This window comes from Brevundimonas subvibrioides ATCC 15264, from assembly GCF_000144605.1.
In the GTDB taxonomy this organism is placed as follows: Bacteria; Pseudomonadota; Alphaproteobacteria; order Caulobacterales; family Caulobacteraceae; genus Brevundimonas; species Brevundimonas subvibrioides.
The window spans coordinates 765772-779379 of the sequence record NC_014375.1; the positions used below are offsets into that span (position 1 = coordinate 765772).

General features: G+C 68.3%; 17 protein-coding genes and 2 tRNA genes. 11 read left to right on the plus strand and 8 right to left on the minus strand.

Translation table 11 applies throughout. The features are described from left to right. Positions 1-110 precede the first annotated feature (110 nt). Positions 111-1052 (plus strand): isopenicillin N synthase family dioxygenase, encoded by a 942-nt coding sequence (locus BRESU_RS03820; RefSeq protein WP_041762015.1) that lies wholly within the window; start codon positions 111-113, stop codon positions 1050-1052. A 34-nt stretch (positions 1053-1086) separates the two neighbouring features. Here BRESU_RS03820 and BRESU_RS03825 read toward each other — a convergent pair whose 3' ends face one another. After that, positions 1087-2076: a complex I NDUFA9 subunit family protein gene (locus BRESU_RS03825; protein ID WP_013268186.1), complete on the minus strand. Its 990-nt coding sequence runs from the start codon at positions 2074-2076 to the stop codon at positions 1087-1089. Positions 2077-2277: 201 nt separating this feature from the next. On the opposite strand from BRESU_RS03825, the gene BRESU_RS03830 reads away from it, so the two are divergent. From BRESU_RS03830 to lptB, 5 genes are all read left to right on the plus strand, one after another. Beyond that, positions 2278-2364, plus strand: a tRNA-Leu gene (locus tag BRESU_RS03830). Positions 2365-2436: 72 nt separating this feature from the next. Then, the gene (locus BRESU_RS03835) at positions 2437-3051 is read left to right on the plus strand and encodes a ribonuclease D (protein WP_013268187.1); all 615 of its coding nucleotides are present in this window, start codon (positions 2437-2439) and stop codon (positions 3049-3051) included. Then, the gene (gene lptC / locus BRESU_RS03840; protein ID WP_013268188.1) at positions 3048-3707 is read left to right on the plus strand and encodes an LPS export ABC transporter periplasmic protein LptC; all 660 of its coding nucleotides are present in this window, start codon (positions 3048-3050) and stop codon (positions 3705-3707) included. Before BRESU_RS03835 ends, lptC begins: the two co-directional genes overlap by 4 nt. A gap of 1 nt (position 3708) precedes the next feature. Continuing rightward, positions 3709-4203, plus strand: coding sequence for an LptA/OstA family protein (locus tag BRESU_RS03845; protein WP_013268189.1), 495 nt, complete (start codon positions 3709-3711; stop codon positions 4201-4203). Positions 4204-4225: 22 nt separating this feature from the next. Continuing rightward, positions 4226-5017 carry an LPS export ABC transporter ATP-binding protein gene (lptB, locus tag BRESU_RS03850; RefSeq protein ID WP_013268190.1) on the plus strand — a complete coding sequence of 264 codons (792 nt, stop codon included), beginning with the start codon at positions 4226-4228 and terminating at the stop codon, positions 5015-5017. Positions 5018-5026: 9 nt separating this feature from the next. Here the strand turns inward: lptB and BRESU_RS03855 are convergent, their stop codons facing one another. Then, a complete protein-coding gene (locus BRESU_RS03855; protein ID WP_013268191.1) occupies positions 5027-5602 on the minus strand; it encodes a manganese efflux pump MntP in 576 nt (191 codons plus the stop codon). A 184-nt stretch (positions 5603-5786) separates the two neighbouring features. On the opposite strand from BRESU_RS03855, the gene BRESU_RS03860 reads away from it, so the two are divergent. Together BRESU_RS03860 and BRESU_RS03865 are read left to right on the plus strand one after the other, a co-directional pair. After that, complete coding sequence (locus BRESU_RS03860; RefSeq protein WP_013268192.1) at positions 5787-6848, plus strand: SDR family oxidoreductase; 1062 nt, start codon at positions 5787-5789, stop codon at positions 6846-6848. Positions 6849-6956: 108 nt separating this feature from the next. Beyond that, positions 6957-7289: a hypothetical protein gene (locus BRESU_RS03865; protein WP_013268193.1), complete on the plus strand. Its 333-nt coding sequence runs from the start codon at positions 6957-6959 to the stop codon at positions 7287-7289. Here the strand turns inward: BRESU_RS03865 and lepB are convergent. Together lepB and BRESU_RS16775 are read right to left on the minus strand one after the other, a co-directional pair. Further along, the gene (lepB, locus tag BRESU_RS03870; protein WP_013268194.1) at positions 7286-8053 is read right to left on the minus strand and encodes a signal peptidase I; all 768 of its coding nucleotides are present in this window, start codon (positions 8051-8053) and stop codon (positions 7286-7288) included. The genes BRESU_RS03865 and lepB overlap by 4 nt on opposite strands. 89 nt (positions 8054-8142) lie before the next feature. Next, the gene (locus BRESU_RS16775) at positions 8143-8880 is read right to left on the minus strand and encodes a DUF805 domain-containing protein (RefSeq protein WP_013268195.1); all 738 of its coding nucleotides are present in this window, start codon (positions 8878-8880) and stop codon (positions 8143-8145) included. 168 nt (positions 8881-9048) lie between these two features. On the opposite strand from BRESU_RS16775, the gene rpoN reads away from it, so the two are divergent. The 3 genes from rpoN to BRESU_RS03890 all read left to right on the plus strand — a co-directional run bounded on the left by rpoN (position 9049) and on the right by BRESU_RS03890 (position 11844). Beyond that, positions 9049-10551 carry an RNA polymerase factor sigma-54 gene (gene rpoN, locus BRESU_RS03880; protein WP_013268196.1) on the plus strand — a complete coding sequence of 501 codons (1503 nt, stop codon included), beginning with the start codon at positions 9049-9051 and terminating at the stop codon, positions 10549-10551. A 71-nt stretch (positions 10552-10622) separates the two neighbouring features. Continuing rightward, a complete protein-coding gene (gene hpf / locus BRESU_RS03885) occupies positions 10623-11282 on the plus strand; it encodes a ribosome hibernation-promoting factor, HPF/YfiA family (RefSeq protein ID WP_041761266.1) in 660 nt (219 codons plus the stop codon). Between the two features lie 97 nt (positions 11283-11379). Then, the gene (locus tag BRESU_RS03890) at positions 11380-11844 is read left to right on the plus strand and encodes a PTS sugar transporter subunit IIA (RefSeq protein WP_013268198.1); all 465 of its coding nucleotides are present in this window, start codon (positions 11380-11382) and stop codon (positions 11842-11844) included. 19 nt (positions 11845-11863) lie between these two features. On the opposite strand, the gene BRESU_RS03895 is transcribed toward BRESU_RS03890, so the two are convergent. From BRESU_RS03895 to BRESU_RS03910, 4 genes are all read right to left on the minus strand, one after another. Further along, a complete protein-coding gene (locus BRESU_RS03895; RefSeq protein ID WP_013268199.1) occupies positions 11864-12118 on the minus strand; it encodes a DUF1150 family protein in 255 nt (84 codons plus the stop codon). 101 nt (positions 12119-12219) lie between these two features. Further along, the gene (locus BRESU_RS03900; protein WP_013268200.1) at positions 12220-12633 is read right to left on the minus strand and encodes an Hsp20 family protein; all 414 of its coding nucleotides are present in this window, start codon (positions 12631-12633) and stop codon (positions 12220-12222) included. A gap of 146 nt (positions 12634-12779) precedes the next feature. After that, positions 12780-12855: transfer RNA gene (locus tag BRESU_RS03905), tRNA-Ala, on the minus strand. Positions 12856-13026: 171 nt separating this feature from the next. Then, positions 13027-13488 carry a TIGR02300 family protein gene (locus BRESU_RS03910; RefSeq protein WP_013268201.1) on the minus strand — a complete coding sequence of 154 codons (462 nt, stop codon included), beginning with the start codon at positions 13486-13488 and terminating at the stop codon, positions 13027-13029. Positions 13489-13608: the final 120 nt, after the last annotated feature.

A 13608-nucleotide genomic window follows, 5' to 3' on the forward strand; every position in this document is an offset into this window, starting at 1 on the left:
CAGCGGCAAGGCGTATGACAGCGACCCGCGTTCCGGAAAACGGTGCGCGGCCCGATGCTTCCGAAAGGCGAATTTCCGTGACGGCAACCCTCGACCACCCGACCTCGACCCTGACCGACCGGGGCATCACCCCCGTGTCGATGTCGCGCTACGACACCGACTTCCAGGGGTTCAGCGACGACCTGGGGGCGTCGTTCAAGCGCTACGGCTTTGCCGTCGTGTCGGACCACGGGCTGGACGAACAGGTCATCGAGGCCGCCATCGCCGATGCCAAGGCCTTCTTCGCCCTGCCGGAGGCCGTCAAGCGCGCCTATCACCAGCCGGGGACCGGCGGCGCACGCGGCCTGACGCCGTTCGGCACCGAGGCGGCCAAGGACGCCAAGGCGGTCGATCTGAAGGAGTTCTGGCACACGGGCCGCGAACTGCCCGCGGGTCATGCCTACGGACAATATATGCGCGCCAACCTGTGGCCGACCGAGGTGCCAGGGTTCCGGGATCACCTGTACGGTATGTTCGAGGCGCTGGACGCCCTCGGCCGTCGGATTCTGAGGGCGATCGCCCGCTACATGGACCTCGGCGACGACTATTTCGAGGACAAGGTGGAGCTCGGCAACTCGGTGCTGCGGATGCTGCACTATCCGCCGGTGCCGGCCGATGCGCCGGGCGTGCGGGCCGGGGCACACGAGGACATCAACGTCATCACGCTGCTGCTGGGGGCCGAAGAGGCCGGTCTGCAGCTGAAGGATGCAGACGGCGAATGGCTCGACATCGCGCCGCCACCCGGAGCCCTGGTGGTCAACATCGGTGACATGCTGCAGCGGCTGACCAACCACGTCCTGCCGTCGACGACGCACCGGGTGGTCAATCCCGCCCCCGAACGGCGCGGCTTCGCCCGCTATTCGACGCCCTTCTTCCTGCACTTCAACCCGGACTTCGTGATCGAGACCCTGCCGTCAACGATCACGGACGCGAACCCGGACCGCTATGCGGGCCAGTCGATCATGGCCGAGGACTTCCTGACCCAGCGGCTCAAGGAAATCCGGCTGCTGTAGGAGCGTCCGCCCCCTCTCGCCGGGAGAGGTAGTCCTAGGCGGCCTCTTCGCGCATCGCCGGGGGATTGGCGGCGAACTGCCCGCCCCGGCGATAGCGCCACAGATAGGAGGGGGCGATCGCCTCCAGTCCCGTCGGCTCGATGCCCAGGGCCGCCAGACCCTCGGCACCCGGGGCGACCACGTTATCGACCTTCAGCATCAGCACCTGGTCGCGGGTCAGGACCGGCGCGATGCCGACCAGGCTGGACAGCTGCATGACCCGGCCCATGGTCGCGGCCACGAAGACGGGCAGGGGTGCCAGCAGGCGCGACTTGCCGGTCTCGCGCAGGATATACTTCAGGATGTCCTTGAACGACCAGACCTCGGGCCCGCCGAGCTCGAAGGTCCGAGCGGCTGCATCGATCCGCGTCACCGACCGCGCGATGGCTTCGGCCACGTCGCCGACCCAGACGGGCTGGAATTTCGTTTTTCCGCCGCCGATCAGGGGCAGGGCGGGCGCGGTGCCGGCCATCGCGGCGAACCGGTTGAGGAAGCCGTCGCCGGTCCCGAAGACGATCGACGGCCGCAGGATCACGGTGTCCGGCTTGACCGTTCGCGCGGCGGCCTCGGCCTCGCCCTTTGAGCGGCCATAGTCGGCTTCGGAGTTCACATCGGCTCCGATGGCGGACACATGCACGAAGCGCGCGACGCCGGCCGCCTCGCAGGCCCCGGCGATGTTGCGGGTGCCCTCGACGTGGGCGGCGTCGAAGCCGCGCCCCGGGGCCTCGAACAGCAGGCCGACCAGGTTGACGGCGGCGTCGGCCCCCTTCAGGGCGGCGGCCACGTCGGCGGGCCGGGTGATGTCGCAGCGGACCGGCTGGATCTGGCCCACGTCGCCGAGGATGCGCAGGTCCTGCGCCAGATGGGGTTTCCTGACAGCCACCCGAACGCGCCAGCCACGCTTGGCCAGGGCGCGGACGGCCTGGGTCCCGACGAAGCCGGAACCGCCGAACACGGTGACCAGACCGGGAGAGAATTCGGACATGGGGAGCGATCCTGAAGCGTCTTTGAAAAGCCCGCGGGGGCCTTGTGGGGCGGGGATAGACGATGGGCGGCCGGGTCGCAACGCGAGCCTTGGGCGCAGTCGCTGCCAAACCCGCCAAAACCGTGTTGACCGCACCGGATCACTGCCTTAAGGGTCCGCGCCTTCCGGTCGAACACGACAGCTTTGTCGCATTCGAACGGGGCCCAGGTGGCGGAATTGGTAGACGCGCTGGCTTCAGGTGCCAGTGATAGAAATGTCGTGGAGGTTCGAGTCCTCTCCTGGGCACCAGTTTCGAACGGCGTCGCATCGCAAGGTGCGGCGCCGTTTTCGTTTTGGACCTCACTGGTCTAGGAAAAGCCCATGACCGTTTACCTCCACGAAGGCGACCTGCCCGACGATCTGGACCTGGGGCCGGAGGTCGCCGTCGATTCCGAGACCATGGGCCTGCGCTTTCGCCGCGACCCGCTGTGCGTGGTCCAGCTGTCGTCCGGCGACGGCGACGCACACGTCGTCCGGCTCAGCCGTCCGGACTACGACTGCCCCAACCTGAAGCGCCTGATGGCCGACCGGGATGTGCTCAAGATCTTCCACTTCGGCCGGTTCGACATCGCCATGGTCGAGCTGCACCTGGGGGTGGAGACCGGCCCCGTCTACTGCACCAAGATCGCTTCCAAACTGGCCCGCACCTACACGGACCGGCACGGTCTGAAGGACGTCGCGCGCGAGATGGCGGGGATCGACCTGTCGAAAGCCCAGCAGTCGTCCGACTGGGGCGCGGCCGAACTGTCCCAGGCCCAGCTGGACTATGCCGCCTCCGACGTCCTGCACCTGCACGTCATCATGCGCCGCCTGAACGAGATGCTGGTGCGCGAAGGCCGGATGGAGCTGGCCCAGGCCTGTTTCGACTTCCTGCCCGTCCGCGCGCGCCTCGACCTGCGTGGCTGGGACGAGATGGACATCTTCGCCCACACATGACCGACCCGGCCCCCGCGAACGATCGCAACACCGCCGACGAAGCCCGGCTGGCCGCCGAGGCCGGTCGCTGGCGCGCGCGTTCGCGGCGGGTCCAGCTTTATCGCCGCCTGCTGCCGATCCTGATCGTGGTGCTGGCGGGCGGGGCCCTGACCTGGACCGTGTTCCGCACCGTCATGTCCGGCGTCGAGCGCAGCGCCAGCGAGTCCCGGGAAATCAGTCTCGACAACCCCATGTTCCATGGCCAGGACGCCCAGGGGCGCAGCTTCGTCATCGGGGCCGAGGGAGCGGTGCGCGATCCGGCGACTGGCCGTTTCCGCCTGAACGGGCCGGTGCTCCGGCTGAACCTCGGTGGCACCAAGATCACCGAATTGACCGCCGATGCCGGGATCTACAACGAGACCGCGCGCAGCGTGACGATCGGCCCGAACGTGAAGATTTCCGACGGCGGATCCGGCTTCACCCTGACGACGCCGGAGGCCGTGGTCGACACCGCGACCGGTATCGTGACCGGCGACAAGGGCGTCCAGGGGCGCGGCCCCCTTGGAACCATCTCGGCAACGTCCTATGCCATCTATGAACAGGGCGGACGGGTCGTGTTCAGGGGTTCGGGCGACAACAAGGTGCAGGGCACGATCAGCCCTTCTTCCGGTGGATGACATGAAGACGACCAGCATTCTCGCGATCGGCGCGACCGTCGCCGCCCTCGGGCTCGGCGGTATGGCCGTGGCCCAGTCCCGTCCCAACACCTCGAACCAGCCGATCGGCTACGGCGCGGATTCCGGAGAGCTGACCAATACCGCCGTGTCCCTGCGCGGCCGCGCCGAGATCCAGCAGGGCCAGACCCGGCTGCGCGCCAACGCCATCGAGGGGGCCCGCGACGCGTCCGGCGGCCTGACCCGGATCGAGGCGTCGGGCGACGTCTATTACGTGACCCCGAACGAGACGATCCGCGGCGACCGCGCGGTCTATACGGTGACCAATGCGACGGTCGTTGTGACCGGCGACGTGATCCTGACCCAGGGCCAGAACGTCCTGACCGGTGGCAGCCTGACCTACAACGTCGACACCGGCGAGGCCCGCATCCAGGGCGGTGGCGCTGGGGCCAACGACGGTCGCGTGCGCGGCGTCTTCTATCCCGAAGGATCGAACTGAGCCTGAAGGCTCGCGAACCCGCATGGCCCGCAAGGAACTCTCCGCCCTCAACCTGGACGACCGTCAGGCCGCGCCGATCGCGCCGGCCGCCGTTCCCGCGCGGGGCCTGCGGGTCCAGAACATCGCCCGGGCCTTCGGCGCGCGCCAGGTCGTGGCGGACGTGTCCCTGACGGTGCAGCGGGGTGAGGTGGCGGGTCTGCTGGGCCCCAACGGCGCCGGCAAGACGACCTGTTTCTACATGATCACCGGCCTGATCCCGCCCGACAGCGGCAGCATCTGGCTGGACGGCGAGGACATCACGGCCCAGCCCATGTACCAGCGCTCGCGCATGGGCCTCGGCTATCTGGCGCAGGAAGCCTCGATCTTTCGCGGCATGACCGTCGAGGACAACATCAAGTCCGTGGTCGAATTGCGCGAGAGCGGCAAGGCCATCGAGGTCGAGACCACCCGCCTGCTCGAAGAGCTAAACATCCAGCACCTGCGCCATGCGCCTGCTACCGGCCTGTCCGGCGGCGAGCGTCGCCGGGTCGAGATCGCGCGATCCCTGGCCGGCAAGCCCAGTTTCATGCTGCTGGACGAACCCTTCGCCGGCATCGACCCCCTGGCCATCGCCGATATCCGTCAGGTCATCCGCTATCTGGCGGGCGAGGGGATCGGCGTCCTGATCACCGACCACAACGTTCGCGAGACCCTCGACATCATCGACCGCGCCTCGATCATCTCGAACGGGGCCGTCCTGTTCGAGGGCACCGCCGACGAGGTCATCCACGACCCCGAAGTGCGGCGGGTCTATCTGGGCGACCTTTACGGCTGATACGACGGGCTAGCCGGCGAGCAGGCCCAGGTGCTCCACCAGGATCGTCGTCCCCACCCCGATCAGGGCCAGACCGCCGATCAGTTCCGCTATCTTGCCGAAGCGAACCCCGACCGCGCGGCCGATCAGCATGCCGATCGTGGTCAGGGCGAAGGTCGTCAGGCCGATGCAGGCCGCGATGAGCCAGATGTTGGCTCCCAGGAAGGCCAGGCCGACGCCGACCGCCGCCGCGTCGATGCTGGTGCCGACGGCGGTCGCCACCAGCGCCCAGGCTCCCGACCGTGACGGCAGACGGTCGGCGGCGTCAGCGGAGACCGGTTTGCACGCCTCCCAGATCATCTTGCCGCCGACGACGCCCAGCAGTCCGAAGGCGATCCAGTGGTCCACCTCCTGCACGAACCCGGCCGCGACCAGCCCGAGGGTCCAGCCGATCAGCGGCGTGATGGCCTCGATGACGCCGAACACCATCCCGGCCCTGACGGCGCCCTTCCACGATGGACGGTGGGACGCGCCGCGCCCGACTGCGGCCGCGAAGGCGTCGGTGGACATGCTCAGGGACAGGATTGCGATGGTTCCGGGGGTCATGCGGCACGCCTTAGCGACCGCACCGGTTGTTAGGCCAGACTGAACCGGTGCCGCAGCGGGACGGCGGTTTTGTCTGGCTCCGAAAGCGGGAAATACGGCCCCCCGGACAATAAATGTCGTCCCGTACCCGGCAGGACGCCCCGTCGACCCCATCTAAGACCGCTTGAGTGTGCAGGAGACGACGATGACGAAAACGGCGCTGGTGGTCGGAGCGAGCGGAATCGCGGGCAGCGCGACGGCGTCCCTGCTGACGGAGCAGGGCTGGAGCGTGCTGGGCCTGGCCCGTCGGCCGGCGGATCAGGCGGGCGTCACGCCGGTCGCTGCCGACCTGCACGATCCGGCGGCGACCCAATCGGCTCTCGCCGGGGCCCGCCCCGATGCCGTCTTCTTCACCACCTGGTCGCGCCAGGCCACCGAGGCGGAGAACATCCGGGTCAATGCCGCCATGGTCCGTACCGTGCTGGACGCGGTCCGGCCGGCGGAATCGGTCGCCCATGTCGCTCTGGTCACCGGCTTGAAGCACTACCTCGGCCCGTTCGAATCCTACGGACGCGGAACCCTGCCCCAGACCCCGTTCCGCGAGGACCAGGCCCGCCTGGACATCGACAACTTCTACTACGCCCAGGAGGACGAGGTGTTCGCCGCGGCCGCCCGCGACGGCTTTGCCTGGAGCGTGCACCGGCCACACACAATCATCGGCAAGGCGGTGGGCAACGCCATGAACATGGGCACCACCCTTGCCGCCTATGCCACCCTGTGCCGCGATACCGGTCGCCCGTTCCGGTTTCCGGGTTCGCAGGCCCAGTGGGACGGCCTGACCGACATGACCAGCGCCCGTCAGCTGGCCCGCCATCTGCTGTGGGCGACGACGACGCCGGCGGCCGCGAACGAGGCCTTCAACGTCGTCAACGGCGACGTCTTCCGCTGGAGCTGGATGTGGGGGCGGATCGCCGGATGGTTCGGCATCGACGCCGCGCCCTTCGACGGCTCGGTCCTGCCGCTGGAGGTCCAGATGAAGGACGACGGCCCGGTCTGGCGCGCCCTCGCCGCGCGTCAGGGGCTCGTCGAGCCGGACCTGGCGCGGCTGGCCTCGCCCTGGCACACCGATGCCGACCTGGGCCGGCCGATCGAGGTCATGACCGACATGGGCAAGAGCCGCCGCCTCGGCTTCACGGCCTATGAACCGACCAACGACGCCTTCTTCGACCTGTTCGCCCAGCTGCGCGCCGAGCGCCTGATCCCGTGATGGTATCGGGCAGGGCACCGATGCCGGGGTGAACACCTGACGAAAATTTCACTGGCGGGACGGTGCGGATGGCGGCCTTCTGGCCGGGTCGATCCCAGGGAGCGCCGCATGCCCGCCGCCAGAGCCGAGAAGAAGACCGAGACCCTCGAAATCCGACTGGGTCACGCCGCCAAGAGCGCCTTCATGGCCCGATGCCGACGTGAGGGCGTGACGGCCAGCGACGCGGTTAGAACCTTCATCGAGGGGCAGGGCCGCAGCCGTCGCGCGCGCCGCGCGAGCCTCGGCCTCGTCTCGGCGGTGGCGGCGGGGATCGCGGGGCTGGTCGTGGGCGCGGCCGCCGCACCGTCCGTCGCCCAGACGGCGATGGGCGCGTCCAGCTTCGCCCGGCTGGATCGCGACCATGACGGCCTGCTGACCGCGGCGGAGTTCGCGGCCCGCTAGACGATGCGTCGCCAGAACCGGTCCGGCTGCAGGTTCGGCCAGGTCCACGGCTTGAACAGGGAGGCTCCGGGCTTCCAGGACGCGACGATCACCTCGGCCCGGCCCAGCAGATTCCCGGCGGGCAGGAGCCCGACGCCGGTCTCGCGCGGGAACCGGCCGTCCAGCGAATTGTCCCGGTTGTCGCCCATCACGAGATAGGTCCCCGCCGGCACGATGATCACCCCCGTGTCGTCGCCGGGAAATCCGGGGCCGCCGTCATAGGTCAGATAGGTCCGCCCGGCCGACTGGCGCTCCAGGGTCGGCACGACGATCCGCTCGGGCCGGTCGTGGTCGCGCACCGGGGCCAGAGGCGTCTGGGAGAGCCACTGTCCGTTCACCCGGATGTGCCCGCCCGAGACCTGGACGCGATCGCCGGGCAGGCCGATGACGCGCTTGATCCAGATTTGCGCCGGATCGCGCGGCAACCGGAACACGACCACGTCGCCGCGCGCGGGATCGCGACCGAACAGGCGACCGGACGCCAGCGGCAGGCGGATCGAGGGCGACGCCAGGCTCCAGCCATAGGCGAATTTGGACACGACGATGTAGTCGCCTGTGACCAGCCCCGGCTCCATCGACGACGAGGGGATGGTGAACGGCTGGAACAGGGCGGCGTGCAGGACGAGGGCACCGGCGAGGCCGAGGGCGACCGTTCGGCCGAGGTCGACGACTTCGGCGCGCCAGTCGGGATGGCGGGGCGGGAGGGGGTTCGGGGTCAGGGTCATGATGCCCAGACAGGCCGCGTGGCCGCTGCGGGCAATCGGAGACCTGTCCGGACGGCCGCGAAATCGTGTCCGGACGCCCGCCTTTCGCCCTAGGTGCCGCGACGCCCGAAGGTGGGGGCAGGGGCTGTTCCCGGAGCCGGTGCGTGCCACCCGGACGGAGCGATCGGGGTGGGTCCGGGCCCGAAATCGAACACCGGCCGGCCGGGATCTTCGCCGGCTGCGTTCGCCCGTTTCGCCTCGGCGAACAGGGCCTCCAGCCGGGCGTCATCGTACACGGTCCCGCCACCACCACCGCTGGAGTAGCGGGCTGCCGGATCGCGCGGATCGGGACCGAACCGGTTCTCGCCGCGCGTCCCGGGCAACAGCATCAGAACGCCCATCACCATCTGGCCCAGCATGCCGACCAGGCCCAGAAGTCCGGCGGTCCCGAGGCCCGCGAGGATCGTGCCCACGAACACCTCGCGGCCGGCCCCCAAGCCCACCGATCCCGCCGCCGTGCCCAGGGTGACACATGTCAGGAAGGCGCTGGCGAGGCCGGGTGCCAGCAGAACCAGCCATACCGCGCCCCGGCCCGTGTCGTGCAGCCGCCGCACCAGCACGGAATAGTTGGGGACGATCAGCCCGACGACGCTGACGCCGATCAGCGCCAGCGCGACCAGCACGCCAGGCGCGACCCCGGCCGTATCGGCCTGGCCGGCCGCCACGGCCGCCAGCGCGACCAAAAATCCGTACCAGACAGCCTGGAAGATCGCGAACAGCCAGTACTCGGCCCGGCTCGCGCGGCCCTTGAAGTCGGCATAGCGGATCAGCGGGCGAAACAGGATCATGGCGCGCTCGTCGCGGTCGTCGATCCGGCACCGTGGCACGCCCGGCATGAAAACCCGGCGAACGGAGTTGGTTAAGCGACGACCGTCGAAAGCCGCCGTTAACCGCTCGCCTTCATCCTGACAGCAAGTTCCGGGCCACGGTGGTCCGGGCGGTCAGGGGTGGCTCGGGTGATCGGTCAGAGGCTTGAGGTTCGGCAGGGGCAGGGGCTGGTCATCACGCCCCAGCTGCAGCAGGCCATCAAGCTGCTGCAGCTCTCGAACCAGGAGCTGGACGAATACGTCGACGCCGAACTCGAAAAGAACCCGCTGCTCCAGCGTGAGGAAGCCGAAGGCACGCCGGACGAGGGCCGGGAGGCCCCTGCCGACGCCACCGAACTCAGCTTCTCCGATGCCGAAGCCCCGGACCGGTCCTCGACCGTCGATGCCCGCGAGGACGACGTCTATGGCGACGCCACGCCCGGAGAGCGGACGTCCGACCGGCTGTCGGACGAAGCGGCCGAACAGCCCGGCCTGTCCGACTGGTCGGCGGCGGGCAAGGGCGGATCCTTCAACGACGGTGACGGCGGCGAACGCCCCGACCGTCACGACCCGACACTGTGGGAACATCTGCAGGCCCAGGCCTCGACGGCCGGTTTCTCGACGACCGACCATGCCATCGCGCTGAGCCTGATCGACGGGGTCGACGACGGCGGCTACATGCGCGGCGAACTGGCCGAGATCGCTGACCGGCTGGGTTGCGACCTGGCCCGCGTCGAGGCGGTGCTGGCCATCTGCCAGGGGTTCGAGCCCACCGGGGTGATGGCCCGCTCCGTGCCCGAATGCCTGAAGCTGCAGCTGATCGAACGAAACCGCTTCGATCCGGCCATGGCGATCATGCTCGACAACCTCGAGCTTCTGGCCCGCCGCAACCTGGTCGCCCTGCGGGCCGCCTGCGGCGTCGATGCCGAGGACCTGGCCGACATGATCTCGGAGCTCAAGGCGCTCACCCCGCGTCCCGGGGCCGGGTTCGCGGGCGAGGTGGCCCAGACGGTGATCCCCGACGTCCATGTCCGTCCCGACCCCGCCGGCGGCTGGCGCGTCGAGCTGAACACCGACACCCTGCCGCGCCTCCTGGTCGACAAACGCTATCACGCCACTGTCTCGGCGGCGGCCCGCAGCGAGACGGAGAAGGCCTTCGTCGCCGACTGCGCCGCCCAGGCCAACTGGCTGGTCAAGTCGCTGGATCAACGGGCCAAGACCATCCTCAAGGTCGGGTCCGAGATCGTCCGGCAGCAGGATGCCTTCCTGGCTTTCGGCGTCGAGTTCCTGCGGCCCCTGAACCTGAAGACGGTGGCCGACGCCATCGGCATGCACGAATCGACCGTCAGTCGCGTCACCTCGAACAAATACGTTTCGACCCCGCGCGGCGTGTTCGAGCTGAAGTTCTTCTTCACGGCCGCGATCCAGGCCACGGACGGCGGCGCGACCCATTCGGCCGAAGCCGTCCGTCACCGGATCAAGTCGATGATCGACCACGAGGGTCGCGACGGCGACGTCCTGTCGGACGACCGCATCGTCGAGATCCTGAAAGAGGCGGGGATCGACATCGCCCGACGCACGGTTGCCAAGTATCGGGAAGCTCTCAGAATTCCGTCTTCGGTCGAGCGCCGGCGACTGCTGAAGACGGGGTAAATCGCGGAAGCGTTACCGTGAAATCGGTGTTCGCCGTTGACACCTTTGCCGCCCGGTCGCGTTCTATCTCCATGCAAGTGCAAGTGAGCGGCAAGCACGTGGATGTCGGCGAAGCGTTAGGCTCGCGCATCTCCCAGGAACTCCAGGAAGGCGTCGGAAAATACTTCGAACGCGGCGGTGAAAACGCCGAGGTCGTGGTGTCCAAGGATGGCTATGGCTTCAAGGTGGACTGCTGGGTCCGCCTCGCCTCCGGCCAGGCCCTTGTGACCACCGGTCTCGGTGGCGATGCCCATGCCGCCTTCACCGACAGTCTCGAGAAGCTCGAGAAGCGGGTCCGCCGCTACAAGCGCCGGCTCAAGGATCATCACATCGGTCCCAAGGGCCTGTCCCCGGAAAAGACCGAGGATGCCGCCCGCGAGGTCGCCCGCAGCATCGTGTTGCGCGACCCCGACAGTGTCGAGGACGAGACCTTTGGCGACACCGAACAGGACGGCCCGCCGCCGGTGGGCATGGTCATCGCCGAGAGCGTGTCCGAGATCCGCACCATCACGGTGGGTCGCGCCGTCCTCGAACTCGACATGACGGGCTATCCGGTCGTGTTGTTCCGCAATGCGGCCCACGGTGGCCTGTCGGTCGTCTATCGTCGTCCAGACGGAAATGTGGGCTGGATCGACCCCGAGCGCACAGTGTCTTTGAACGGACATGGTTCTGTAAACGGTTCGGGCGCATAAGCCTTTCCAACGGGGGCGCGAACCGTCTAGACGGTGCGCGCCCCGGTCCCGACGATCCGGCGGGCCCTGCAACACTCGAGTATGAGTCGCCACGATCATGGATATCGGTGAACTGCTGGTCCGGGACGGTATCGTTCTGAAAAGCGGCGCGTCCTCAAAGCGCCAAGCCCTGCACAGCGTGGCCGCCACGGCTGCCCAGTGCTTGGGCATCGAGGAATCCGTGATCTTCGACGCCCTGATGGAACGCGAGGTCCTCGGATCGACCGGTCTGGGCTCCGGTGTCGCCGTGCCCCATGCGCGCCTGCCGGGTCTCGGCGGCGTGCGGGCGGTTTTCGTGCGTCTGGATACACCTGTCGCCTACGATGCCCTCGACGATCGTCCGGTGGACCTGATGTTCGCCCTGTTCGCGCCCCCCAGCAGCGGGGCCGACCATCTGCGCGCCCTGGCTGCGGTCTCGCGGGCGATGCGCTCACCCGAACTTCGTGAACAGCTTCGTCAGGCGCGCACTGTTGATGCCGTCCATGCCCTGTTCGTTCGCGACACGGCCGCCACGGCCGCCTGAGCGCCTCAGGTTCCCGGTGCTAGTGCACCGACACGGGAGCCAGTTCGTGCGCCACAGCGGCGGCAAAGGCCGTCTCGCGGTCCAGCATCACGGCCAGCCGCTCTCCGTCCGCGCTGTGTACGGCGTACAGGGTCTGGTCCGGGTCGATCATCAGTCCCTTGGCTTCACCGGTCGGGGTATCGGCCAGCACGTCGGCGGCGCTGATCTCGCGCACATAGACGAGGTCGGGTGCCCCCAGGCCGGCGAAATCTTCCTTGGTCATCATCGGCGTCATCAAGACCGCCTCCTTGTTCAACTAATGTGAACGCCCGATCGCGCGGCGGGTTCGCCGCCGCGTCGAAGCGTCACGATGGGACGTGCGAATAGGGTTCGGGATCAGCCGATGCTGATCGGGATCCGACGCACGGTCTGGGCCTGTTCGGGGCGCTTCAGATCGACGTGCAGCAGGCCGTGTTCCAGCTGGGCACCCTCGACCTCCAAACCATCGGCCAGGACGAAGCTGCGGACGAACCCGCGCGCGGCGATGCCACGGTGCAGGAAGGCCTGGTCGGGAGCGGGCTCGCGCTTGCCGGCGATCGTCAGCTGGCGACCTTCCAGCGTGATGGCCAGGTCGTCCGGTGCGAACCCGGCGACGGCCAGAGAGATCCGGACCGCGCTCTCGCCCAATTGCTCGACATTGTAGGGGGGATAGCTCTCGGCCGCCGCCTTGGCGGCCCGGTCGATCAGGGCGCGCGTCTGGTCGAAGCCGAGAAGGAACGGGCTGTCGAACAGCACGGGGCGGGTGGTCATGGTCTTCAGTCCTCGATCAAGCGACTGCGCGGAAGCCTCCCGAAACCGGCAAGGCCCTGCGTCGAAACCCATATGGGATGCGGTCGCCCGGCATCAAGCCGGGCCTGAATTGGCGAAGGCCGCCCGGATGTCCGGACGGCCTTCGGTGGTGGAGCTTAGCGGAGTCGAACCGCTGACCTCTTGCATGCCATGCAAGCGCTCTACCAGCTGAGCTAAAGCCCCGAACCTTGAGGCCTTTCGGCCTTCGGGTCTGGTCCGCCGGGTCTGGTGTGGCCCCCGGCGAGGCGGCGGAACCTATGTCAGGCCCTTTGCAGGATCAACCCGGTTCCGCAGTTTATTTTCGACCTTCGAAAGATGCGGGGAGCGGACCGGAATCCGCCCCCCGGAACTGTCCTACAGATCGTCATCCTTGCCGCCCTTGACGACGTCGTCGCCGAAGGCGTCGTCGTCCTCGTCCTCGATGAAGGGCACGGAATCGTCGTCGTCGTCGTCCGCCAGGACGTCGTCGTCGCCCTCGGTCGAGCCCATGCCGGCTTCCTCGGAGGGGTCGGCCACGGCGTCGTCCTCGTCGTCCGGCGTCAGGATCGGCTCGTGACCCTCCTGATCGATCTCCGGCGTGACGACCTCTTCTTCTTCATCGTCGTCGTCGGTCGCCTTCTTCTCGACGACCTGATCTTCTGCGTCGTCAGCGGCATAGCCACCCGGGCGTCCGCGACGGCTGCGCAGCTTGATCGCCTCTTCGGGATCGAATTCGGTGTCGCATTTGGGGCAGTGCGCCGGGCGGCGCTGAAGGTCGTAGAATTTGGCCTGGCAGTTCGGACAGACCTGCTTGGCGCCAAGTTTGGGATCGGCCACGGGTGATGGAGACCTTTGGATGGAGGAGGGGATTTCGGCCGCGTCCCTTGCCACTATGGGGGGGCGCTGTCAAAAGCCGTGTTCAGCGTGGCCGCGGTCCGCTCCCTCCCACACTGCAGT